A 22,659-nucleotide genomic window follows, 5' to 3' on the forward strand; every position below is an offset into this window, starting at 1 on the left:
ACGGGGCAATGAGTGGATGTACGGCTACGAGGAGGTGGCGGCGACGCATGACGAACATGTCGAGGGCGAGGGTGGCCCGGCGGATCGCGGCCGGTGCGGCGTACGGCGGCGGCGGGGTCGGGCTGGTCGGCGCGGCCGCCGTCGGTCTGCTGCTGGCCGAGGTGCGGATGGCCAGGAGCCGGGTGGGCAACGGCACGAGCAACCATGTGCCGGTGGCCGACGGCCTGTACGGCGACTCCTATGACATCCCCGGCGAACCGCCGCTGCGGCTGACGCTGCTCGGCGATTCCACGGCGGCGGGCCAGGGCGTGCACCGGGCGGGCCAGACGCCGGGCGCGCTGCTGGCCCACGGGCTGGCGGCGGTGGCGGAGCGGCCGGTGGACCTGCGCAACGTGGCCCTGCCCGGGGCCCAGTCCGACGACCTGGACCGTCAGGTGGCCCTGGTGCTGTCCTCGCCCTTTCCGGTCCCGGACGTCTGCGTGATCATGATCGGCGCGAACGACGTGACGCACCGGATGCCGCCGACCCGCTCCGTGCGCCATCTGTCGGCGGCGGTACGGCGGCTGCGCACGGCCGGCGCCGAGGTCGTCGTCGGCACCTGTCCGGACCTGGGCACGATCGAACCGGTGCAGCAGCCGCTGCGCTGGCTGGCCCGCCGGGCCTCGCGGCAGCTGGCGGCGGCCCAGACGATCGGCGTGGTGGAACAGGGGGGCCGCACGGTGTCCCTCGGCGATCTGCTGGGCCCCGAGTTCGCGGCGAACCCGCGCGAGCTCTTCGGCCCCGACAACTACCACCCCTCCGCGGAGGGCTACGTCACGGCGGCGATGGCGGTACTGCCGACCGTCTGCGCAACCCTGGGCCTGTGGCCGGCGGAGGAGGAGCGGCCGGACGTCTCCCGGCGCGAGGGCTTCCTGCCGGTCGCCCGCGCCGCGGCCGAGGCCGCCTCGGAGGCGGGCACGGAGGTCACGGCGGCCATGCCGACCGGCCCCCGCGGCCCATGGGCACTGCTCAAGCGCCGCAGGCGCCGGCGCGTACCGGAGACGGCACCCGCCCCGACCGAGCCTTCCGTGCCGGATTCCACCTCCCAGGAACCCGCGTCCCAGCCGACCGAGTCGGGGAGCGGGTGCGTATAGGCGGAGTGTGAGCGCGGTGGGCACCCCGGGACGGAGGCGGTGGGCGCCCCCGGGGAGGCCCGAGGCGCCGAGCAAGCACCCGCGCCCCAGGAACCCGCGTCCCAGCCGACCGAGTCCGGGAGCGGGTGGGTATAGGCGGAGTGTGAGCGCTGTGGGCACCCCGGGACGGACGGGGTGCCAAGCAAGCGCTTAGACAATTGCGGCCAGGGTCACACCGCTTCACACGTGACCTCGACCATACGTACGGGTAATTTCCCAACCAGCCGCCAATCCCCCGTAAGTCAATGGAGCCGTGATGCCCGAAGCCGTCATCGTCTCGACCGCCCGTTCCCCGATCGGCCGCGCTTTCAAGGGCTCCCTCAAGGACCTGCGCCCGGACGACCTCACCGCCACGATCATCCAGGCGGCCCTCGCGAAGGTTCCCGAGCTGGACCCGCGGGACATCGACGACCTGATGCTCGGCTGCGGCCTTCCCGGCGGCGAGCAGGGCAACAACCTCGGCCGCGTGGTCGCCGTACAGATGGGCATGGACCACCTGCCGGGCTGCACCATCACCCGTTACTGCTCCTCGTCCCTGCAGACCTCCCGCATGGCCCTGCACGCCATCAAGGCAGGCGAGGGCGACGTCTTCATCTCGGCCGGTGTCGAGACGGTCTCGCGGTTCGTCAAGGGCAACTCCGACAGCCTGCCGGACACGCACAACCCCTTCTTCGCCGAGGCCGAGGCCCGTACCGTCGCGGTCGCCGAGCAGGAGGGCACGACCTGGCACGACCCGCGCGAGGACGGCCTCGTCCCCGACGCCTACATCGCCATGGGCCAGACCGCGGAGAACCTCGCCCGCTGGAAGGGCGTCACCCGCCAGGACATGGACGAGTTCGGCGTCCGCTCGCAGAACCTCGCCGAAGAGGCCATCAAGAACGGCTTCTGGGAGCGCGAGATCACCCCGGTGACCCTCCCGGACGGCACGGTGGTCAGCAAGGACGACGGCCCGCGCGCCGGCGTCACCCTGGAGGGCGTGGCCGGCCTCAAGCCGGTCTTCCGCCCCGACGGCCTGGTCACCGCCGCCAACTGCTGCCCGCTGAACGACGGCGCCGCCGCGGTCGTCATCATGAGCGACACCAAGGCCCGTGAGCTGGGCCTGACCCCGCTCGCCCGCATCGTGTCGACCGGTGTCTCCGGTCTGTCCCCCGAGATCATGGGCCTCGGCCCGGTCGAGGCCTCCCAGCAGGCGCTGCGCCGCGCCGGCCTGACCATCGACGACATCGACCTGGTCGAGATCAACGAGGCCTTCGCCGCCCAGGTGATCCCCTCCTACCGGGACCTCGGCATCGACCTCGACAAGCTGAACGTCAACGGCGGCGCCATCGCCGTCGGCCACCCCTTCGGCATGACCGGCGCCCGCATCACCGGCACGCTCATCAATTCCCTCCAGTTCCACGACAAGCAGTTCGGTCTGGAGACGATGTGCGTCGGCGGCGGCCAGGGCATGGCGATGGTGATCGAGCGCCTCAGCTGATCCGGTCGGGTCCCGCACGGTGACCTGTGCGGGACCCAGCGTGACCTCTCGGCCCGGCGTTCGATCTAAATTCGAACGTCGGGTCGATTTGTGATCCAATCTCCCCCAGGATGTGACCTATCTCCCTCAGTGGGGATATCAACGCAGGTCAGAGCTGCTGTACGGGCAAAATCCAGGACCAAGTCCCTGTCCGATTCGTGACGTTACGCACTGACAGCTGGTTAGTCCACCCTTCAAGCTGATGTAGGAAGTCGGGGGTCGACTTTGAACCAGGGAGTACGTCAGTGAGCGCCATGCCCCTCGCCCTGCTGCTCACCACGGCCGCCACCGGTGCCGTGGGCGTCGCCGTCCTGCGCACCGTGCTGGTGCTGCGCCGCCAGGTCGCGGCCCTGCAGTCCCAGCTCGCCGAGAGCCAGGCGGCCGCGACGCGCGCCCTGCTGCCCGCCGCCCGCACCACGGCCGACACCGAGGAGATACGCGCCGCGGTGGCCGAGGCCCTCGCCGAGGAGCGGGAGCGGGAGCTCGCCGAGGCGCGTGCGTTCTGGGCCGCACAGGAGTCCCGTGACGCCTCCGACGCGCCCTCCCTGCTCGGTCTGGCCGACACCCTGGCGGACACCGAGCTGTTCCTGCCCCGGCAGGCCGACTTCGTGGGCCTGGAGCCGCTGGAGCCGGTGACCGAGCCGACCACCGACGCCGACGAGTTCGCGACCGACTCCCCCGAGCTGGCCGCGGCACGCCGCCGCCACCCCTCGCACCCCGACTTCGTACCGGTGCAGTCGCCCGTCGTGAACGACCACGAGCGCACGGTCATCGCCCTGGAGCAGCTGGCCGAGTGCCGGGTCGAGCTGACCGACGTCCGCCCGGGCCCGCTGGGCACCCTCGACGTCTATGTCTTCGCCGACGGCACGACCCTGTGCATGACGCCGGGCCACCGTGAGACGGCGGAGCGCCTCGCGGCCGCCCTGCGCGCGGGCGAGAACCCCTACCTCCTCGGCGGCTCGGGGATCTCGGGCGCGTACACGCTGACGTTCGCGTGCGGCGAGGACAACGTCTACATCCTCGCCGACCGGGTCATCGCGTCCCTGTAGTCGACGGTCACGGCGGCTCGCCGCCCCCGCGCCGGAGGTCGTTCAGACCCCGGCGCGTTTCTGTGCCTCCTCGACCAACGTCACCGCCTCCTCCACCTCGGCGTCGGTTTTCAGCACGAGTGCCAAGTCGTGTACGGCCACGGTGATCTGGTCGGCGACCGCGAACATGCCCGCGTCCGGCATCTCTCGAGGCTCCCCCGAGGGATCCTCGATCCGCTGGGCACGCAGTGCCAACTCCCTGGCCAGCGCCAGCGCTTCGGCGGCGGCACTCCGCTGGAGACGGCTCTGTGGCGCGGCCCGCAGCCGGTCGGCGAAGTGATCCACGGCTCGGGTCAGAGGTGTCGTGTCAACCACGCCGCGAGACTACGCGTCGCACCTGGACTGTTGCCAATACGCCAACGCTCAGGCACGGTGACGTGAAGGACCGGCTTCATCGAATGCGTCCGGAGGCGCCGATGTCCCAAGTCTTCTCCGAGGAGACCCATCGCAATCTGCTCGCCCGCATCCCCCATTGCACCGGCCGTGAAGTCTCGGACTGGCTTCGCGCCGTCGAAGAAGGCCCCGCTCTCTTCCGCTTCGAGGAGAAGGTCAGCTGGCTCCGCCACGAGCACAACCTCGCGTACGGCCACGCCAAGGCAATCGTTCACGAATACGACCTGAGGAGGGCCGCGCGCAAACTGCTCTAGGCGCGCACCACACAAACGACGAAGGGCCCCGGATGCACCCGGGGCCCTTCCCTGTCACCGCGGCACCTCGGCGCCGCGCCGCGCGCTAGTCGTTGCTGCTGAAGATGGCCACCAGCCGCAGCATCTCCACGTAGATCCACACGAGGGTCAGGGTCAGGCCGAACGCGGCCAGCCAGGCCTCCTGGCGCGGCGCGCCGTAGGCGATGCCGTCCTCGATCTGCTTGAAGTCCAGGGTCAGGAAGAAGGCGCCGAGCAGGATGGCGATGATGCCCACGATCGCGCCCAGCGGGCCGAAGCTGCGCAGACCGCCGTCGGAGGCGACACCGAACGCGACCAGCAGCAGGTTCACCGCCATGACCAGCACGAACGCGATGGCGATCGACATGCCGATACGGGCGTAGCGCGCCGTGACGCGGATCCAGCCGGCCTTGTAGACCAGCAGGGTCGCGGCCGTGACCGCCATGGTGCCGAGCACCGCCTGGAACGGGGCACCGCTCCACTGGCTGTTGTACATCTCGCTGATCACGCCGAGGAAGACGCCCTCGAAGGCGGCGTATCCCAGGATCAGCGCGGGCGAGGGGGTGCGCTTGAAGCTCTGCACGAGCGCCAGCACCATCGCGATGATGGCGGAGACGAACGCCAGGCCGTAGCTGGTCGCCGAGACCGGCAGCAGCGCCCACGCGAGGACGGCGCCGACGGCGACCGTGCCGAGCGTCATGGCCGAGCGCATGACGACGTCGTCCATCGTCATCCGGCCGGTGGTGACCGGGGCCTGCGGCGGGGCGCCGTACTGCTGGTCCTGCTGGGCGTAGGGGTTCTGCGCGTAGGGGTTGCCGCCCTGGGCGTACGGGTTGCCCTGGGCATAGGGGTTGCCCTGTGCGTACCCGGCCTGCGGCGCGGTGTTGAAGCCCGCGTAGCCGTTGTCGCGGCTGAACCCCCGTCGCGAGAAGACCGGGTTACTGCTCCTCATTTCACTCCTCCATGGCCACCCTGCGTGGCCTTGGCTCAAGAGTAATAGGTTGGCAAAGGACTGACCCTAGTTCTTGGGGAGGATCTTTCCCTCGCCGTGCACGCCAACACGCTACGCGGGTGCCTCATTCCCGGCCACGGAGGGCCCCATTCCATGACCAACCCGCGACCTGCCCGGAACCGACCGGAAACCAGTCGGCCGAACGGGTGGCCTCGGGAGCGGAGAGGGGAGAGACGGGTTCGGGGGAGCGACGGGCGGTGCGCCTCGGCCGCGGCCACGACGACGTGTGGTGGCTGCGACCGGGAGGCGGTGATCCCGTGGCGCCGTCAGCAGGCGCGGGAAGTGCCCGGAACCGGACTTGAACCGGTACGCCCGCGAGGGGCAGCGAGGTTTAAGCTCGCCGTGTCTGCTTTCCACCATCCGGGCAGGCCATGGGCTCCGCTTCGAGGGCCCGAGCCTATCGGGATACATCCCCCGAACAGCGGTAGGGCTGACCCGATGTTGTCTTATTTTATTGACGTCTGAGGGGGCATCAGCCCGCGGTACGGGCCATCCGCACTTGCCAATAGCGTTACGTGCGGTGGGTGTGCGCGTACACGGAATGACGGAATTTCACCGTCCGAACGAGGGGGCTCCACCCGTTCTTGACGTCTCCTGCGACGTCTCGCTGTCCCCGACTCGGGGTCCGGCGTCATCCCCAGGTATGACGCGGCGCCCTCCGGTCCGACCGGAGTCTGTCTCTGGAACGGGAACAGCGGGTGACTACTCGGCCGTGGACGGCCGGGACGATGGATCAGTACCGACGAACACCGCCGTCCCGACAGGAGTGCCCTTCCGTGACCACCACACCCATCGCCGACCGGACCACCACAGTGGCCGCGCGCGCCACGGATCTGTCGAAGGTCTACGGACAGGGCGAGACCCAGGTGGTCGCCCTCGACCGGGTCTCCGTCGAGTTCCGCCAGGCCGAATTCACCGCGATCATGGGGCCGTCCGGGTCCGGCAAGTCGACGCTGATGCACTGTGTGGCCGGTCTGGACACGTTCTCCTCCGGGTCCGTGCGCATCGGCGACACCGAGCTCGGCTCGCTGAAGGACAAGCAGCTGACCAAGTTGCGCCGGGACAAGATCGGGTTCATCTTCCAGGCGTTCAACCTGCTGCCGACGCTGACGGCCGCGGAGAACATCACCCTGCCGATGGACATCGCGGGCCGTAAGCCGGACAAGCAGTGGCTCGACCAGGTGATCCGCATGGTCGGCCTGGCGGACCGGCTCGGCCACCGCCCGTCCCAGCTGTCCGGCGGCCAGCAGCAGCGCGTCGCCGTCGCCCGTGCCCTGGCCGCCAAGCCCGACATCATCTTCGGCGACGAGCCGACCGGAAACCTCGACTCGCGCTCCGGCGCCGAGGTGCTGGGCTTCCTGCGCAACTCCGTCCGGGAGCTGGGCCAGACGGTGGTGATGGTGACCCACGACCCGGTGGCCGCGGCCTACGCGGACCGGGTGGTGTTCCTCGCGGACGGCCGGATCGTCGACGAGATGCACGAACCGACCGCGGACTCGGTGCTCGACCGCATGAAGCGGTTCGACGCCAAGGGCCGCACGAGCTGACCGCCGACCACACCACGGACCGAAGAGAACCCATGTTCCGCACCGCCTTGCGCAACGTATTCGCGCACAAGGCCCGGCTCCTCATGACCGTGCTCGCCGTGATGCTCGGCGTCGCGTTCGTCTCGGGGACCCTGGTCTTCACCAACACCATCTCGGACGCCTACCAGAAGAGCTCCGCCAAGGGCTTCGACCAGGTCGACGTCGCCGTACAGCCCAAGTACCAGGACTCCAAGGGCGACAAGGTCGGCAAGACCCCCGAGCTGACCCAGGCCCTGCTCGACCGGGCCGAGAAGACCCCGGGGGCCGCCTCCGCGACCGGTGTCGTCAGCGGCTTCACCGCGATCGCCGACAAGGACGGCAAGCTGCTCGGCAGCGGCTGGCAGTCCGCGGGCGGGAACTACTGGGGCTCCAAGGACGCCCGCTACCCGCTGGTCGGCGGCCACGCCCCGAGCGGCAAGGGCGAGGTGCTGATCGACTCCAGGACCGCCGAGCGCGCCGGCTACAAGGTCGGCGACACGGTGCGCATCTCCGTCGACGGCCCGGTCCTCAGCCCGCGCATCAGCGGCATCTTCACCACCGACGACGGCAACGTGGCCGCGGGCGGCAGCCTCGCCCTGTTCGACACGCCGACCGCGCAGAAGCTGTTCGGCAAGAAGGGCACGTACGACGAGATCGATGTGAAGGCTGCGGCGGGGACCAGCCAGGGCGCGCTCAAGGCGGGGCTGGACAAGGCGCTGCCCTCGCACCTGGTGGAGACCACCACCGGCAAGCAACTCGCCGACGACCAGGCGAAGATGATCTCCTCCTCGATGAGCGGTCTGAAGCAGAGTCTGCTGGTGTTCGCCGGTATCGCGCTGTTCGTCGGGACGTTCATCATCGCCAACACCTTCACCATGCTGGTCGCCCAGCGCACCAAGGAACTGGCCCTGCTGCGCGCGGTCGGCGCCTCCCGCCGGCAGGTCACCCGCTCGGTGCTGATCGAGGCGTTCGTGGTGGGCGCGGTCGCCGGTGTGACCGGTCTGGTCGCCGGCATCGGGATCGGCGCCGGGCTGCGGAGCCTGCTGGGCTCCTTCGGCGCGAGCGTGCCCGACGGTCCGCTGGTGATCACGCCGGGCACCGTGACGACCGCCCTCGCCGTCGGCATCGTCATCACCATGCTGGCCGCCTGGCTGCCGGGCCGCCGAGCGGCGAAGATCCCGCCGGTGGCGGCGATGAGCAGCGTGCACGCCAAGGCGACCACCAAGTCGCTGGTGCTGCGCAACACGCTCGGCGCGCTGTTCTCGGCGGCCGGCATCGCGGTGGTCCTCGCGGCCACCTCCATGGACGCCGACGCCGCCCAGGGCCCGATGGGCATCGGCGCGGTCCTGCTCATCATCGGCGTGTTCATCCTGACCCCGCTGCTGTCCCGCCCGCTGATCGCGGCCGCGGCCCCGGTGCTGCGCGTCTTCGGTGTCTCGGGCAAGCTGGCCCGCCAGAACTCGGTGCGCAACCCGCGCCGTACGGCGGCCACGGCGTCCGCGCTGATGATCGGCCTGACCCTGATCACCGGTATGACGGTGATGGCGGGCAGCCTGCAGACCTCCATCGACAAGATGGCCAGTTCGGCCATCCGCGCGGACTACGTCGTCTCGATGGCCAACCGCGGCCCGCTCTCCCCCGACGTGGCGAAGAAGATCGCCACCGCGGACGGCGTCACCGCCAGCAGCCCGCTGCGCAACGGCGAATCCCGTATCGACGGCGGGACCGAGTTCCTGACCGGCGTGAACGCCTCCGCCATCGCCCGGCTGATGGACCTGAAGGTGGACGACGGCACCTTCGACGTGGGCGGCACGCAGGTCGTGGTGGACAAGGACAAGGCCAAAGAACACGGCTGGAAGGCCGGCTCGGACTTCACCGTGCACTACGAGGACGGCAAGGCGCAGAAGCTGACCGTCGCGGGGATCTACGAGGGCAACGACATGCTCAACGGGATCATCCTCGACAACAAGCTCCTCACCCCCCACCTGAGCGACCCGGCCGACATGCAGGTCTGGGTCAAGACGGCGGACGGCGCGACCGGCACGGCCAAGGACGAGCTGGAGAAGGCGCTCGGCTCCAACCCGGCGATCAAGGTCCAGGACAAGCAGGACATCTCCAACGACATCGCGAAGATGTTCACGCTGATGCTGAACATGGTCTACGGCCTGCTCGGCATGGCGGTGATCGTCGCGGTCCTCGGCGTCATCAACACCCTGGCCATGTCGGTCTTCGAACGCTCCCAGGAGATCGGCATGCTCCGCGCGATCGGCCTGGACCGCAAGGCCGTCAAGCGGATGGTGCGCCTGGAGTCCCTGGTCATCTCCCTGTTCGGCGGGGTGCTGGGCATCGGGCTCGGGGTGTTCTTCGGCTGGGCGGCCGGTGAGCTGCTCGGCACGAAGATGCCGACGTACGAGCTGGTCCTGCCGTGGGCCCGGATGGGCTTCTTCCTCCTGCTGGCCGGGACGGTCGGCGTCCTGGCCGCGCTGTGGCCGGCCCGGCGGGCGGCCCGGCTGAACATGCTGGCCGCCATCAAGTCGGAGTAGCGGTACGGCGTCGAGGCCCCGTTCCCTTCCGGTCACGCCCGAAGGGAACGGGGCCTCGCGCGTTCAGTTCCAGGTGCGGGCACGCAGCGGCATCCCGGACGTCCCCGACTCGGGTGTGCGCACCGCCAGGACCTGGTTGACGCCGATGCGATTGTTTTCGAAGGCGAGGGCACAGGCCGCCATGTACAGGCGCCAGACACGGGCACGACCAGGACCGGTGAGCCGTACCGCGCGGTCCCAGCCGGCGTCCAGAGCGGCGACCCAGCGGCGGAGGGTGAGGGCGTAGTGCTCGCGGATCGACTCCACGTCGCGCACCTCGAACCCGGCGCGCTCCAACTGGGTGACGGTGGAGCCGAGCGGGGCGAGCTCGCCGTCTGGGAAGACATAGGCGTCGATGAAGGCGTCCGGGTGGTACGACGACTCGTCGCGCTGCGGGCGGCGGGCGATCTGGTGGTTGAGCAGCCGGCCGCCCGGTTTCAGCAGGCCGTACAGATGGGTGGCGTACTCGAAGTAGCGCTCCGCGCCGACGTGTTCGGCCATGCCGATGGAGGAGATCGCGTCGTACGGGCCGTCGGCGACGTCCCGGTAGTCCTGCACCCGGATCTCGACCCGGTCGGTGAGGCCCTGGTCGGCGACGCGTTTGCGGGCGTACGCGGCCTGCTCCTGGGACAGGGTGACGCCGACGACGCTCACGCCGTGCTCGCGGGCCGCGTGCATGGCCATCGAGCCCCAGCCGCAGCCGACGTCGAGGAGCCGCTGGCCCGGCGCCAGGCCGAGCTTTCGGGAGACGAGTCCGAGCTTGTCGCGCTGGGCGGACTCAAGGGTGCCGGCGTCCTCCCAGTAGGCGCAGGAGTACACCATGGAGGGGCCGAGGACGAGCTCGTAGAAGTCGTTGCCGACGTCGTAGTGGTGGCTGATGGCGCGTCGGTCGCTGCGCCGGGTGTGCAGACGGCGGGTGGTGCGGCGGACCTCCTCCCGGGGCGGGGCGGGCGGCAGCGGGGGGCCGGCGAGCCTCAGCAGCCGGACGGCGGCCGCCCGGACGTCCGGGTCGCGCAGCGCCTGCAGGAGGGTCCTGGAGCCCTCCGCGCGCTCCCACACCAGTGCGGACATCGCGTCGAGGGCGGTGTAGAGATCGCCCTCGATCTCCAGGTCGCCTGCCACCCAGGCCCGGGCCAGGCCCAGTTCGCCCGGCTTGAACAGCAGGCGGCGCAGGGCGCGGCGATTGCGGACGACCAGGGTCGGGGCGCCCGGCGGGCCGGACTGCGAGCCGTCCCAGGCGCGGATCCGTAGGGGGAACGGTTCTCCCAGCAGCTGCTCGGCGAGACTCGTCAGCCGCGACGCGGCGTCGGCCATGGCGCACCTCCGTGAAAGGTATCGGCCCATCGGTTCCGGTCTCCATCCGGTGTCCCGGTGAACGACCGCCCACGCCGACGTCATTCCCCCTCACCCGGCTTGTGCCGACATGCTCCCCGAACCATCACACCGACGCCACGCCACGGAGCGGCACGGCGGGCCGCGGCACGGGTCGTCCGCCGCCGTGCATGCCGAAGGGGCCGCCCGCACCACGGATGGCGGGCGGCCCCTTCGGGCACTTCGGTGACCTGGGGCAGGAGAGCCCTGGGGTCAGGAGGCTCCTGGGGTCAGGAGGCCTTGGCCTTCTCCCCGGTCTTCGCGGCGGCGAGAGGCGCCGGCTTGGCGGCCTCGAAGAACTCCTCGCGCGGGTTCTGCATGGCGCCCAGCGACACGACCTCGCGCTTGAGGAACATGCCGAGGGTCCAGTCGGCGAAGATGCGGATCTTGCGGTTCCAGGTCGGCATGGCCAGACCGTGGTAGCCACGGTGCATGTACCAGGCCAGCCGGCCCTTGAGCTTGATCTTCGTCTTGCCCATGACGATCATCGCAACGCCCTTGTGGAGACCGAGACCGGCCACCGCGCCCTTGTTGGCGTGCGAGTAGTCCTTCTGCGGGAAGCCCCGCATACCGGAGATCACGTTGTCGCCGAGCACCTTGGCCTGACGCAGCGCGTGCTGGGCGTTGGGCGGGCACCAGGCGTTCTCGACACCGGCCTTGCGGGCGGCGACGTCGGGCACCTGGGCGTTGTCGCCCGCGGCCCAGATGTAGTCCGTGCCCTGGACCTGGAGCGTCGGCGCGCAGTCGACGTGACCGCGCGGACCGAGCGGCAGACCGAAGCGGGCGAGCGCCGGGTTCGGCTTGACGCCGGCCGTCCAGACGATCGTGTTGGAGTCGACCTCGAGGCCGTTCTTCAGGACCACGTGACCGTCGACGCAGGAGTCCATGGAGGTGGAGAGGTAGATCTCCACACCGCGGCTCTCCAGGTGCTCCTTGCCGTACTGGCCGAGCTTCGGCCCGACCTCGGGAAGGATCTTGTCGGCGGCGTCGACGAGGATGAAGCGCATGTCCTCACGGGACACGTTCTTGTAGTACTTGGCCGCGTCCCGGGCCATGTCCTCGACCTCACCGATGGTCTCCGCACCGGCGAAGCCACCGCCGATGAAGACGAAGGTGAGCGCCTTGCGGCGGATCTCCTCGTCGGTCGTGGAGTCGGCCTTGTCGAGCTGCTCGAGGACGTGGTTGCGCAGGCCGATGGACTCCTCGATGCCCTTCATGCCGATGCCCTGCTCGGCAAGGCCGGGGATCGGGAAGGTGCGGGAGACCGCGCCGAGCGCGATCACCAGGTAGTCGAAGGGCAGTTCGTACGCCTCGCCGACCAAGGGTGCGACCGTCGCGACCTTGCGGTCCTGGTCGATGGTGGTGACCCGGCCGGTGAGAACCTCCGCCTTCGGCAGCACGCGTCGCAGCGGGACGACGACGTGGCGAGGGGAGATGTTGCCGGCGGCGGCTTCGGGCAGGAAGGGCTGGTAGGTCATGTACGACCGGGGGTCGACGACCGTGACGGTCGCCTCGCCGTAGCGCATCTTCTTGAGAATGCGCCGAGCTGCGTACAGGCCTACGTACCCACCGCCTACTACGAGGATCCTGGGACGCTCCGTGGTGCTCATGCCATCGAGTATCCACCTGCCCCTAGGGGGCCGCTCGTGCGCCCCTTCACAAGCTTCTTGAGGGTGCGTGCTACACTCCGCGGCCCGCGTGACACAGGTCATGTCGACAAGCCGGGATCACTGTGCCTGACGACCTGTTGTCAATGCCGCGTGAGCTGCCTCTCCGTCCGTTCGGAGGGTCTGTGAGCCCCCTGCGCGACCCTCCGGCGACACCGTCGCCGAGCGCCTCCGTGACGCCCTTTCAAGTGCGCTCCGAGGGCCGCTGGACCCTCATGCGGCTCAATGAAGGACCTTCGACCCCTCGACAGGGACGAATTCCTTGTGAAGAACTTCACGAACTTTCTCGGGAGCGCGCCCGGAAGGGGTGCGTCACCGCCTCCGGGACGCGCTCATACGCCGTGCGAATTGCTCAGCAGAGAGCTACTGACCAGTACAAAAGAGGCCCGGACCACCCCGCGAGGACGGGCCTACGCCACCGACCACGCGATGCCGTCGAGGATGTCGTGCTCGCTCACCACGACCTCCTCGGCGCCGATCCGCTCCATGATCGCCAGCAGCACGAGGGCCCCGGCGCCGATCACGTCGACCCGGCCCGGGTGCATGGACGGGATCCTGGCCCGCTCGGCATGGGTGGAGCGCAGCAGCCACTCGGTGATCTCCCGGACCCGGTCGTGGGAGACGCGGGAGTGGTGGATGCGGGCGGAGTCGTACTCCGGCAGCTCCTGCGCGATCGCCGACACCGTCGTGACCGAGCCGGCGAGGCCGACGAGCGTGTGCGCCTCGCGCAGCGGGACCGTCTCCTCGGCGAGGTCGAGGGCGGCCTCGATGTCGGCCCTCATGGCGGCGATCTGCTCCGCGGTGGGCGGGTCGCTGACGACGCCCTCGTGCAGCAGGTGACGCTCGGTCATCCGCACACAGCCCACGTCCACGGACCGCGCGGCCCTCACGTGGTCGTCGCCGACGACCAGTTCGGTGGAGCCGCCGCCGATGTCCACCACCAGGTAGGGCCTGGTGAGGTCGTCGCGGCCGGTGAGCTCCTTCGTGGCGCCCGTGAAGGAGAACTCGGCCTCCTGGTCACCCGTAATGACCTCCGGCTCCACTCCGAGGATGTCGAGGACGCCCCGGACGAACTCGTCCCGGTTCTCGGCGTCCCGGGAGGCGGAGGTGGCCACGAACCGCAGCCGCTCGGCGCCGTGCTCCTTGATGACCGCCGCGTACTCGCGGCAGGCGGCGAAGGTCCGCTCCAGCGCCTCCGGAGCGAGCCGTCCGGTGCGGTCGACGCCCTGGCCGAGCCGCACGATGGTCATCCGGCGGTCCAGGTCGAGGAGTTCACCCGTCTTTGGGTCCGCGTCGGCGACCAGCAGACGGATGGAGTTCGTACCGCAGTCGATCGCGGCGACCCGGGTCACTGGTCCTCCTCCTTCGGGACCGTCACACAGGCCCCCTTCATCCACCACTCGGGCAGCATCGCGAGCGCCTCGTCGCCGAGGGGGTTCACCCCCGGCCCGGCGGCCAGCGAGTGGGCGACCAGCACGTGCAGGCACTTCACCCGGTCCGGCATGCCGCCGGCGCTCGGGAAGCCCGTCAGCACCTCGATCTCGTCCCGGCGCCGGATGTAGTCCTCGTGCGCGGCACGGTAGGCCGCGGCCAGCTCCGGGTCCGTCTGCAGCCGCTCCGTCATCTCCTTCATGACGCCGTTCGCCTCCAGGGTGCCGATGGCCGAGGAGGCCTTCGGGCACGTCAGGTAGTACAGCGTGGGGAAGGGCGTGCCGTCGGGCAGGCGCGGAGCCGTCTCCACGACGTCCGGCTGACCGCAGGGGCACCGGTGCGCGATCGCCCGCAGCCCGCGCGGCGGACGCCCGAGCTGCTGCTTGAAGGCCTCGACGTCCGCGTCGGTGGGCTCGGTGCGCGGAGTGGGCGGCGGGGGCGTTTCCATGACTGTCTTCAGGCTGTCTTTCTCTGGCTGTCGGTTCACTGTCCGGCGTCGTCGGGGCGGCGCCGGCTCACTGGTCGGAGGCGTCGGACTTGTCGACCCCGTCCCAGACGTTGGCGTACCAGGGGCGGTCGGCCGCCCCCGGATAAGCGTGCGCCTGCTTGGCCGCACCGGGGTCGACCACGACGTAACCGGTCTCCCCCGGCATCACATAGTGCAGCCGCCGGCGGATCTGCTGCTCGGCGAAGGAGTCGTCCTGCCAGCGCGCCTTGAGGTCGCGCAGTTGCTCGACCCGTTCCTGGGCCCGCTGCCGCTGCCGCTCCAGATTGGCGATCTCGGCGCGCTGGGAGACGTACTGCCGCATCGGATAGGCCAGGGCCACCACCATCGTGCACAGCACCAGGGCGAGCAGCGCGGCCCGGCCGGTGAGCCGGGAGCGGCGGGCCTGCCGCTTGGTCTGGGAGCGGTAGACCCGGGCCGCCGTCTGCTCGCCGAGCAGTCGCAGTCTGGTCGCGGTGGAGAACCGGTCCCGGTCCTTCGCGGCCATGTCCCCGCCTCCCTCATACGTGCGTACGTCCCCGGACACGGTACGGGACCGGGTACGGGGACGTACGTACGACTGGCTAAGCCTTGCCCTTACCGGGCTCAGCCCTTGGAGATCTCGCCCCTGAAGCGCGGGAAGGCGCTGCGGCCGGCGTACACCGCCGCGTCGTCGAGGATCTCCTCGATGCGCAGCAGCTGGTTGTACTTGGCGACGCGCTCGGAGCGGGCCGGGGCGCCGGTCTTGATCTGGCCGCAGTTGGTGGCGACGGCCAGGTCGGCGATGGTGACGTCCTCGGTCTCGCCGGAGCGGTGGGACATCATGCACTTGAAGCCGTTGCGCTGGGCCATCTCCACAGCGTCCAGGGTCTCGGTCAGCGAACCGATCTGGTTCACCTTCACGAGCAGGGCGTTGGCGGTGCCCTCCTCGATGCCGCGGGCCAGGCGCTCCGGGTTGGTGACGAACAGGTCGTCGCCGACGATCTGGACCTTGTCGCCGAGCTTGTCGGTCAGGACCTTCCAGCCGGCCCAGTCGTCCTCGAACAGCGGGTCCTCGATGGAGACGAGCGGGTAGGCCCCCACGAGCTCCTCGTAGTACTCCGTCATCTCGGCGGCCGAGCGGGACTTGCCCTCGAACTCGTACTTGCCGTCCTTGTAGAACTCGGACGCGGCGACGTCGAGCGCGAGCGCGATCTGCTCGCCGGGGACGTACCCGGCCTGCTTGATGGCCTCCAGGATGAGGTCGAGGGCCTCGCGGTTGGAGCCGAGGTTCGGGGCGAAGCCGCCCTCGTCGCCCAGGCCGGTGGCCAGGCCCTTGCCCTTCAGGACCTTCTTCAGGGTGTGGTAGACCTCGGCGCCCCAGCGCAGCGCCTCGGAGAAGGACTCCGCGCCGATCGGGGCGATCATGAACTCCTGGATGTCCACGTTGGAGTCGGCGTGCGAGCCGCCGTTCAGGATGTTCATCATCGGCACCGGCAGCAGGTGCGCGTTCGGGCCGCCCAGGTAGCGGAAGAGGGGGAGGTCGCTGGCCTCGGAGGCGGCGTGGGCGACGGCGAGGGAGACACCGAGGATGGCGTTGGCGCCGAGCGAGCCCTTGTTGTCGGTGGCGTCCAGGTCGAACATCGCCTGGTCGATCAGGCGCTGCTCGGTGGCGTCGTAGCCGACCAGCTCCGGGCCGATCTGCTCGATCACGGCGAGGACGGCCTTCTCGACGCCCTTGCCCAGGTAGCGGTTCGGGTCGCCGTCGCGGAGCTCGATGGCCTCGAAGGCGCCGGTGGAGGCGCCGGACGGAACGGCGGCACGACCCGTGCTGCCGTCGTCGAGGCCGACCTCGACCTCGACCGTGGGGTTGCCTCGGGAGTCCAGGATTTCCCGGGCTACGACGACGTCGATGGACGGCACGAGCATCTCCTTCATGGATGTGACGCTGGAAGTGCGGGGCTGGGTGCCTTGCGACTAGAGCCTAACCGTCCCCGGGGCATCGGCCACCGACCGACCGTCCCGTGGACAGGGTCCGACCGTACCCATTGTTCCGGCTCGAAACAAAGGCGGGGTGGAGAACGGCTCGAACGCAGCGCCCCATGAACAAGCCCCGCCCCGGCGCGTACGGGGGAATACGCACCGGGGCGGGGAGACCGTGGGGACGGGGCGGCTGCGGTTCCTGCAGCCGGGCTACCGGCCGCGCGTCACTTCAGGTGGAGCTGCTGGCCCGGGTAGATGAGGTCCGCGTCCTGGACGATGTCCTTGTTCAGCTTGAACAGCTCCTGCCAGCCGCCCTTGACCTTGTGCTTCTGGGCGATCGAGCCGAGGGTGTCACCCTTGACGACCTTGTACTCACCGTCGCCCTTCTTGACCTTCTTGCCGGTCGGGGTGGTGACGGTCTTGGCCGCGGCCGGGCGCTCGGCGGAGCGGGAGGCGGCCGGCTTCTCGGTCGTCCGGGGGGCGGTGCTCGCCGCGGCGCCGCTGTAGGGGGTGCTGGACAGGCCCGTGCCGCAGACCGGCCAGGCGCCCTTGCCCTGGGCGGCGAGGACCTTCTCGGCGATCTCTATCTGCTGCGCCTTGGTGGCCTTGTCGGCGGTGCCGGCGTACTTCGAGCCGCCGTAGGCGGACCACGTCGAGGCGGAGAACTGCAGACCGCCGTAGTAGCCGTTGCCGGTGTTGATGGACCAGTTGCCGCCGGACTCGCACTTGGCGACGGCGTCCCACTCGGAGGCGGTGGCGGCCGAGGCGGTGCCGGAGGCCATCAGCGGGGCGACGACGGCGGCACCGGCGACACCGGCGAGCGCGATGACACGGGCGGCCTTGGCCTTCGAGGAACGACGGTGCTTGCCCTGAGCGGAAAACAGCATGGATGGATCCCCTCACCGACGCCTGCGAGGTGAGCTGTCGGGTTCGGGCCGGTTGAGTTGCCCGGCCACACCTCCGCTGGGAGGCGTGGCTCCACCCCTAGCCGCTCCGGCTCAACTGTCCGGCGCGGCACTTACCTTGGGTCCCCCGCTCCTGCCTACGGCGCGTGACGCGACGACTGTTCCCGTGCGGCCGCTGGCAGGACTCGGCGTTGCGACAGCCGGGGCTCGTGGTGACGAGCGGACTCGACCGTAAGCACGCGATCCGGGGAATTCCAAAGACGATCAGGGCTTCTGAGACTCATCCCACACTTTCACCAAACCGGACATTAGGCGTGAAAGCGGGACGTCAACTCCCGCTACTTTCCGCCGGTTTCGGTAGCGACGTCCAGGGTCTGACCGGGAGTGATGTCGTTCGGGTCGGCACCGATGGCGGCCTTGTTGGCGGCATAGAGCGCACGCCATCCGCCGTCGACGTCAAGGGAGTCGGCGATGGACGCGAGGGTGTCGCCGTCACGAACCGTGTAGGTGCGCGAGGCGTGACGACCCGACGAGGCCGATTCCTGACCGTTTACTGCGCTTTCGTCCGCATTGCCCCCGCGATGACGGCCACCCCCGATGGCGCCGGTGTCGACCAGACTCCAAGACCCCCCGCTTTGCCACGAGTTGTCGGGGTTGTCGGTTTTGGGGACTTCCGTGGGCGTGCCACCGCTCCCCTGCGGGTTGCCCGAGTCTCCAGATTCCGACTTGTCCGAGTTTGCGGAATCTTCGCCCTTGCTCTCGCTCTTGCCCTTGTCCTTACCCTCCGCCCCGCTCTCCTCGTCGGTGTTCGCCGAGGGGGAAGCCTTCCCCGAGGAGTCCGACTTGGACTGCGAATCAGACAGGCCGGAGGAGCTGGACGAATCGGATGAGTCAGAAGAATCGGAGGAGCCGGGCGAATCGGATGCCGAGACGCCGGTGTCGACATCGACCGACCCGGAGCTGGCCGTGAGCCCGGAGAGCAGGGCACAGGTGGCCCAGGGCTTGGTGCCCTGGTCGGCGAGAACCTTCTCCGCGACGGCTATCTGCTGCGAACGGCTGGCCTCGTCCGGGCTGGATGCGTACGCGAGGCCGCCGTACTTGTCCCAGTCGTCCTGCGACATCTGCAGACCGCCGTAGTACCCGTTGCCGGAGTCGGCGCTCCAGGAGCCTCCGCTCTCGCACTCGGCCACCTTGTCCCATGTGGTGCCGTCGGCAGCGTTGGCGCTCGCGGCCCCGAGGAGCGGGATGGCGATGGCGGAGCCGGTCACTCCGGCCGCGACGAGGAGGGCCGGAGCCTGACGGGGGCGACGGTGACGACCGTTCCCGGAGAGCATGCGGAAGCCTTTCGTGCGACAGCGATGACCGGCGCGGCACAGAAAGCCCACGTACCGCGCTGCCTGGTGAACGTATCCACTGACGATCACTTGTCACAAGTTAATGCCGCGTAGATCACGTGAAGATCACAGAGTTGAGCATTCATCAGGTTTGGGGCGCGACAGGCCGCGCTTCCCACACTTACCGGACAGGCGTGAACTCCACGGGCAAAGTACGCAGTCCACGCATGATGAGCCCGCCACGCCACCGCAAATCGACCGGATCCACCGCGAGTCGGAGGTCCGGGAGGCGGGTGAGGAGGGTGGCGAGCGCGGTCTGGCCCTCCAGCCGGGCGAGCGGGGCACCCAGGCAGTAGTGGATGCCGTGGCCGTATCCAAGGTGTTGGTTGTCACGTCGGCCGAGATCGAGGACGTCCGGGTCGGCGAACCGCTCCGGGTCCCGGTCGGCGGCGGCGAGCACCACCAGGACGGGGTCGCCGGGTGCGATGTCCTGCCCGCCGACGGTGAGCGGCTCGGTGGCGAACCGCCAGGTGGCCAGTTCGACCGGGCCGTCGTAGCGCAGGAGTTCCTCGACACCGGTCTCCAGGAGGTCCCGTTCCCGGCGGGCGAGGGACGACTGCAGACGGTGCCGCTGCTCGGGATGGGTGAGCAGGGCGTAGGTGCCGTTGCCGATGAGGTTGACGGTCGTCTCGAACCCGGCGAACAGCAGGATGAAGGCCATCGCGGCGGCCTCGTTCTCGGTGAGGTGCTCGCCGTGGTCCGAGGCGCGGATGAGCCCGGAGATGAGGTCCTCGCCGGGAGCGGGGCTGTCGGGCAGTGCCTCGCGCTTCTTGTGGATGAGCTCGGCGAGATAGCCCCGCATCTTCTTGACCGACCGCGCGACCCCGCCCCGCGGCCCTCCCCCGTGCCGGATCATCATCCCCGCCCAGTCCCGGAAGTCGTCCTGGTCCTCGCGCGGAACGCCGAGCAGGTCGCAGATGGCGTAGATGGGGAGCGGAAAGGCGAACTCGTGGATGAGGTCGGCGGACCCCTCGGCCGCGAACCCGTCGATGAGCCGGTCCGTCAGTTCCTGTACGCGCGAGCCGAATTCGGCGACCCGGCGGGGCGTGAACGCCTTGCTGACCAGCCGGCGCAGCCGGGTGTGGTCCGGCGGGTCGATGTTGAGCAGATGCGTCATCAGCTCCGCCTTGCGCTCACCGGGGATACCGGTCTTGCCCTTGGCGTGCACGGGCTCGTCGTGATGCGCGGGGTTCTTCGACAGCCGCTGGTCGGCCAGCGCCTGCTTGGCATCGGTGTACCGGGTGACCAGCCAGGCCTCGACACCGCTCGGGAGTTTCGTCCGGTGCACGGGGGCGTGCTCCCGGAGCCAGGCGTAGGCCGGGTAGGGGTTACTGGCGAACTCCCAGCTGAACAGGTCGGGGGCGGCGGGGGTGGGGTTCGGGGGGTGGGGCTGGTTGGTCACTCCTCGACGGTATCCGGCTTTCCGGCGGATGCCGCGCGGAGGGCGGTGCGGGCAGCGGCCGCCGAAGCGGTGACTCCGCCAACTCCCTTTCAACTCTCTTTCCCCGCACGCCCTCGCGGCCTCGCGCCCGTGGGCAAGCCCCGTGCCCTCTATGCCTTGCCTGCGTCCACTCCCTCGGCGGCCCGCACCGCGTCCCGGTACGCCCTTGCCGCCGCCCGCAGTGCCGCCTCCGGGTCCACCCCGTCCGCCTCGGCCCGTATCGCGAGCGCGAGCAGCTCGTACCCGATGCCCTCGCCGTGCGGCAGCGGCACCTCCAGTCCCGCCGTGCGTGCGCGGGAGGCGAGCTTCGCCGCGAGGGCGAGGCCGGGCTGGCCGAGCGGGACGCCCTCGGTCACGGAGGTGCGCCGCTTCTCCTCGGCCTTGGTGCGCAGCCAGTGCTCCTTGACCTCCTCGGGGGTCCGGGCCGTCTCGTCGCCGAAGACATGCGGGTGGCGGTGGATCAGCTTGGCGACTATGCCGCCGGCCACGTCGTCGACGGAGAACGGCGCCTCGGGGTCCTCCTCGGCGATGCGGGAGTGGAAGACGACCTGGAGCAGCACGTCGCCCAGTTCCTCCCTGAGCTCGTCGCGGTCGCCCGCCTCGATCGCCTCGACGAGTTCGTAGGCCTCCTCGATGCCGTACTTCGCCAGGCCCTTGTGGGTCTGCCGGGACGACCAGGGGCACTCGACGCGGATGCGGTCCATGACCTGGACGAGGTCGAGGAGACGGGCGCCCGGCAGGTCGTAGGAGGCGGGGAGCAGCTCCAGCTCGGGCATCCGCACGCGGCCGGAGCCCGCGAGACGGGCCAGGCCGTCGGTGAGCGCCGGTTCGCCCTCGCCGGTCGCCACGACCACCACGGTGTGTCCGCCGACGCAGGCGTCGACCAGTTCCTGGGCGGTGGGCGACGTCTCCTCCACCCGTATCCCGGCCTCGCGCAGATAGGGCAGCTGTGGGTGGGCACCGTCCGCGCACAGCACACGGTCGGCGGAGCGCAGCGCCTGCCAGGCGGGCCAGGACAGCAGCCCGGGGGCGACGCGGTGACTGGTGGTGAGCAGGACGACACGGCCGGGGGCCGCGGCCGGGCCCGGTTCCTGGGCGGCTTCGAGGCTGGTGGTGTTCACGCATCGAACGTAACGCACGTCCGCCGACGGCCTCGCGAGTTGTCCACAGGCAGAGGGGTGCGATGCGATCGTATGACCGCAACGCGGTGACCGGGGCTGGGACTGAGGCCTGGGGACCCGACCCAGGGAACTGAGAACCCGGAATCCGGGAGCCCGAAGGCCCGGGAGCCCGGGGGCCCGGGGGCCCGGGGGCCCGGGGGCCGGGGGGGCCGGGAGCCGGGGCCGGGGCCGGGAGCCGGGAAGCCTGAGGGCCTGGGGGCCCGGGGGCCCGGGGGCCGAGAGCCAGGGCCGGGGCCGGGAGCCGGGAAGCCTGAGGGCCTGGGGGCCCGGGCCGGAAGTCCGGGGGCCGGGAAGCTCGAAGGCATGTGGGGCCCGGGCCAGGGTCCAGGGGCCCGGAAGCCCGGGGGCCCGGAAGCCCGAAGGCATGTGGGGCCCGGGCCAGGGTCCAGGGGCCCGGAAGCCCGGGGCTGGGAAGCCCGAAGGCCTGGGGGCCCGGAGCCAGGGCCCGGAAGCCCGGGGGCCGAAGACCCGGGGCCCGACGACCCGGGGCCTGGAGCTCCGGAAACCCGAGGCCCCCGAGGCCCCGGCGCCCCAGCGCCTACGCCGACTGCTGCTGCGTCCCGGTCTTCGTGACCTCTCGCACCCACGGCGTCTTCGCGTCGACGCGGCTGCTGTTCTGCACGTCCCAGGAGCCGTAGCGCGGGTTGAGGTCGATGTTCAGTTCGCCGGACGCGGTGGACAGCGCCTTCCAGAACGCGGGCTCGGAGGTGCTGGTGCCGAGCTTCTGGGCGAGTTTCTGGGCCTCGACCTGGAGGCGCAGGTTGTCGTCGAGCCGCTTGGGGGCGATGCCGTACTTCTGCAGCCAGTCCGTCTCCAGCGCCGCGGCGCCGCCGAACTGCTGCTCCAGACCGGTGCGCAGCCGCTGGATCTCCTTGCGGGTGACCGTGATGCCCTGGTCCTGCGCGGCACGGTGCAGCACCCGGTCGAGGACCATGTTGTGCAGGGTGTCGCGGGTGAGGCTGCTGGTGGAGGCGAGGACCTGCTGGTACTGCGCATCGTCCGGCACCGCGGCCCGCTGCGCCCGGCGCACCTCGTCCACCCGGTTCTCCAGCTGGGCGACGGTGATCCGCTGGCCCCCGACGACGGCCGCCGCGCCTGGATGCGCATCGTTTCCGCAGGCGGCGAGGAGAGGAGCCGCGGCGGCGATCGCGGCGGACAGGACGAGCGCGGTGCGACGGCGGCGGAGCAAGGAGACCTCCTGAGGAGATTGTGCGACGGTGCAC

Annotated in this window: 19 protein-coding genes, 1 tRNA gene and 1 riboswitch; of the genes, 6 read left to right on the forward strand and 14 right to left on the reverse strand. The window is 70.3% G+C overall.

The window, feature by feature from the left end; genetic code table 11:
* The first annotated feature begins 47 nt into the window (after positions 1 to 47).
* The 3 genes from AB0I54_RS34850 to AB0I54_RS34860 all read left to right on the forward strand — a co-directional run bounded on the left by AB0I54_RS34850 (position 48) and on the right by AB0I54_RS34860 (position 3,737).
* Positions 48 to 1,133 (forward strand): SGNH/GDSL hydrolase family protein, encoded by a 1,086-nt coding sequence (locus tag AB0I54_RS34850; RefSeq protein WP_363300255.1) that lies wholly within the window; start codon positions 48 to 50, stop codon positions 1,131 to 1,133.
* Positions 1,134 to 1,428: 295 nt separating this feature from the next.
* On the forward strand, positions 1,429 to 2,649 hold the full coding sequence (locus tag AB0I54_RS34855; RefSeq protein ID WP_363300256.1) for an acetyl-CoA C-acetyltransferase: 1,221 nt from the start codon (positions 1,429 to 1,431) through the stop codon (positions 2,647 to 2,649).
* Positions 2,650 to 2,942: 293 nt separating this feature from the next.
* Positions 2,943 to 3,737 carry a hypothetical protein gene (locus AB0I54_RS34860; RefSeq protein WP_363300322.1) on the forward strand — a complete coding sequence of 265 codons (795 nt, stop codon included), beginning with the start codon at positions 2,943 to 2,945 and terminating at the stop codon, positions 3,735 to 3,737.
* A gap of 42 nt (positions 3,738 to 3,779) precedes the next feature.
* Here AB0I54_RS34860 and AB0I54_RS34865 read toward each other — a convergent pair whose 3' ends face one another.
* Positions 3,780 to 4,091, reverse strand: coding sequence for a hypothetical protein (locus AB0I54_RS34865; RefSeq protein ID WP_363300257.1), 312 nt, complete (start codon positions 4,089 to 4,091; stop codon positions 3,780 to 3,782).
* A gap of 101 nt (positions 4,092 to 4,192) precedes the next feature.
* Here AB0I54_RS34865 and AB0I54_RS34870 point away from each other — a divergent pair, with 101 nt between their 5' ends.
* On the forward strand, positions 4,193 to 4,423 hold the full coding sequence (locus AB0I54_RS34870) for a DUF4287 domain-containing protein (RefSeq protein ID WP_316748890.1): 231 nt from the start codon (positions 4,193 to 4,195) through the stop codon (positions 4,421 to 4,423).
* 85 nt (positions 4,424 to 4,508) lie between these two features.
* Here the strand turns inward: AB0I54_RS34870 and AB0I54_RS34875 are convergent, their stop codons facing one another.
* On the reverse strand, positions 4,509 to 5,393 hold the full coding sequence (locus AB0I54_RS34875) for a Bax inhibitor-1/YccA family protein (protein ID WP_363300258.1): 885 nt from the start codon (positions 5,391 to 5,393) through the stop codon (positions 4,509 to 4,511).
* 343 nt (positions 5,394 to 5,736) lie between these two features.
* Positions 5,737 to 5,819 (reverse strand) — tRNA-Leu (locus AB0I54_RS34880).
* Between the two features lie 410 nt (positions 5,820 to 6,229).
* On the opposite strand from AB0I54_RS34880, the gene AB0I54_RS34885 reads away from it, so the two are divergent.
* Both AB0I54_RS34885 and AB0I54_RS34890 read left to right on the forward strand, forming a co-directional pair.
* Positions 6,230 to 7,000, forward strand: a complete 771-nt coding sequence (locus AB0I54_RS34885; protein WP_363300259.1) for an ABC transporter ATP-binding protein — start codon at positions 6,230 to 6,232, stop codon at positions 6,998 to 7,000.
* Positions 7,001 to 7,032: 32 nt separating this feature from the next.
* A complete protein-coding gene (locus AB0I54_RS34890; RefSeq protein WP_363300260.1) occupies positions 7,033 to 9,561 on the forward strand; it encodes an FtsX-like permease family protein in 2,529 nt (842 codons plus the stop codon).
* Between the two features lie 63 nt (positions 9,562 to 9,624).
* Here the strand turns inward: AB0I54_RS34890 and AB0I54_RS34895 are convergent, their stop codons facing one another.
* The 11 genes from AB0I54_RS34895 to AB0I54_RS34945 all read right to left on the reverse strand — a co-directional run bounded on the left by AB0I54_RS34895 (position 9,625) and on the right by AB0I54_RS34945 (position 22,625).
* Positions 9,625 to 10,914 (reverse strand): cyclopropane-fatty-acyl-phospholipid synthase family protein, encoded by a 1,290-nt coding sequence (locus tag AB0I54_RS34895; RefSeq protein WP_363300261.1) that lies wholly within the window; start codon positions 10,912 to 10,914, stop codon positions 9,625 to 9,627.
* A gap of 287 nt (positions 10,915 to 11,201) precedes the next feature.
* Complete coding sequence (locus AB0I54_RS34900; RefSeq protein ID WP_363300262.1) at positions 11,202 to 12,581, reverse strand: NAD(P)/FAD-dependent oxidoreductase; 1,380 nt, start codon at positions 12,579 to 12,581, stop codon at positions 11,202 to 11,204.
* A gap of 467 nt (positions 12,582 to 13,048) precedes the next feature.
* Positions 13,049 to 13,990, reverse strand: coding sequence for a Ppx/GppA phosphatase family protein (locus tag AB0I54_RS34905; protein WP_363300263.1), 942 nt, complete (start codon positions 13,988 to 13,990; stop codon positions 13,049 to 13,051).
* Positions 13,987 to 14,517: a DUF501 domain-containing protein gene (locus AB0I54_RS34910; RefSeq protein ID WP_363300264.1), complete on the reverse strand. Its 531-nt coding sequence runs from the start codon at positions 14,515 to 14,517 to the stop codon at positions 13,987 to 13,989. Before AB0I54_RS34910 ends, AB0I54_RS34905 begins: the two co-directional genes overlap by 4 nt.
* Before the next feature lie 67 nt (positions 14,518 to 14,584).
* Positions 14,585 to 15,061, reverse strand: a complete 477-nt coding sequence (locus AB0I54_RS34915; RefSeq protein ID WP_363300265.1) for a septum formation initiator family protein — start codon at positions 15,059 to 15,061, stop codon at positions 14,585 to 14,587.
* Between the two features lie 98 nt (positions 15,062 to 15,159).
* Complete coding sequence (gene eno / locus AB0I54_RS34920; protein WP_363300323.1) at positions 15,160 to 16,461, reverse strand: phosphopyruvate hydratase; 1,302 nt, start codon at positions 16,459 to 16,461, stop codon at positions 15,160 to 15,162.
* Positions 16,462 to 16,739: 278 nt separating this feature from the next.
* Positions 16,740 to 17,402 carry a transglycosylase family protein gene (locus AB0I54_RS34925; protein ID WP_363300266.1) on the reverse strand — a complete coding sequence of 221 codons (663 nt, stop codon included), beginning with the start codon at positions 17,400 to 17,402 and terminating at the stop codon, positions 16,740 to 16,742.
* Between the two features lie 4 nt (positions 17,403 to 17,406).
* Positions 17,407 to 17,575, reverse strand: a riboswitch (cyclic di-AMP (ydaO/yuaA leader).
* Between the two features lie 183 nt (positions 17,576 to 17,758).
* Positions 17,759 to 18,754, reverse strand: a complete 996-nt coding sequence (locus AB0I54_RS34930; protein WP_363300324.1) for a transglycosylase family protein — start codon at positions 18,752 to 18,754, stop codon at positions 17,759 to 17,761.
* Positions 18,755 to 18,935: 181 nt separating this feature from the next.
* Positions 18,936 to 20,216: a cytochrome P450 gene (locus tag AB0I54_RS34935; RefSeq protein ID WP_363300267.1), complete on the reverse strand. Its 1,281-nt coding sequence runs from the start codon at positions 20,214 to 20,216 to the stop codon at positions 18,936 to 18,938.
* A 149-nt stretch (positions 20,217 to 20,365) separates the two neighbouring features.
* Complete coding sequence (locus AB0I54_RS34940; protein WP_363300268.1) at positions 20,366 to 21,376, reverse strand: nucleoside triphosphate pyrophosphohydrolase; 1,011 nt, start codon at positions 21,374 to 21,376, stop codon at positions 20,366 to 20,368.
* A 598-nt stretch (positions 21,377 to 21,974) separates the two neighbouring features.
* Entirely contained in the window at positions 21,975 to 22,625 is a 651-nt protein-coding gene (locus tag AB0I54_RS34945) for a SurA N-terminal domain-containing protein (protein WP_363300269.1), read from the reverse strand.
* Positions 22,626 to 22,659 lie beyond the last annotated feature (34 nt).

Source organism: Streptomyces sp. NPDC050625 (genome assembly GCF_040654755.1).
In the GTDB taxonomy this organism is placed as follows: Bacteria; Actinomycetota; Actinomycetes; order Streptomycetales; family Streptomycetaceae; genus Streptomyces.

What these genes read in the sequence shown, in the direction of transcription:
- AB0I54_RS34850 (WP_363300255.1), top strand. Translation starts at nt 48, where the DNA reads ATGACGAACATGTCGAGGGCGAGGGTGGCCCGGCGGATCGCGGCCGGT.
- AB0I54_RS34855 (WP_363300256.1), top strand. Translation starts at nt 1,429, where the DNA reads ATGCCCGAAGCCGTCATCGTCTCGACCGCCCGTTCCCCGATCGGCCGC.
- AB0I54_RS34860 (WP_363300322.1), top strand. Translation starts at nt 2,943, where the DNA reads ATGCCCCTCGCCCTGCTGCTCACCACGGCCGCCACCGGTGCCGTGGGC.
- AB0I54_RS34870 (WP_316748890.1), top strand. Translation starts at nt 4,193, where the DNA reads ATGTCCCAAGTCTTCTCCGAGGAGACCCATCGCAATCTGCTCGCCCGC.
- AB0I54_RS34875 (WP_363300258.1), bottom strand. Translation starts at nt 5,393, where the DNA reads ATGAGGAGCAGTAACCCGGTCTTCTCGCGACGGGGGTTCAGCCGCGAC.
- AB0I54_RS34890 (WP_363300260.1), top strand. Translation starts at nt 7,033, where the DNA reads ATGTTCCGCACCGCCTTGCGCAACGTATTCGCGCACAAGGCCCGGCTC.
- AB0I54_RS34895 (WP_363300261.1), bottom strand. Translation starts at nt 10,914, where the DNA reads ATGGCCGACGCCGCGTCGCGGCTGACGAGTCTCGCCGAGCAGCTGCTG.
- AB0I54_RS34900 (WP_363300262.1), bottom strand. Translation starts at nt 12,581, where the DNA reads ATGAGCACCACGGAGCGTCCCAGGATCCTCGTAGTAGGCGGTGGGTAC.
- AB0I54_RS34910 (WP_363300264.1), bottom strand. Translation starts at nt 14,517, where the DNA reads ATGGAAACGCCCCCGCCGCCCACTCCGCGCACCGAGCCCACCGACGCG.
- AB0I54_RS34915 (WP_363300265.1), bottom strand. Translation starts at nt 15,061, where the DNA reads ATGGCCGCGAAGGACCGGGACCGGTTCTCCACCGCGACCAGACTGCGA.
- eno (WP_363300323.1), bottom strand. Translation starts at nt 16,461, where the DNA reads ATGCTCGTGCCGTCCATCGACGTCGTCGTAGCCCGGGAAATCCTGGAC.
- AB0I54_RS34925 (WP_363300266.1), bottom strand. Translation starts at nt 17,402, where the DNA reads ATGCTGTTTTCCGCTCAGGGCAAGCACCGTCGTTCCTCGAAGGCCAAG.
- AB0I54_RS34930 (WP_363300324.1), bottom strand. Translation starts at nt 18,754, where the DNA reads ATGCTCTCCGGGAACGGTCGTCACCGTCGCCCCCGTCAGGCTCCGGCC.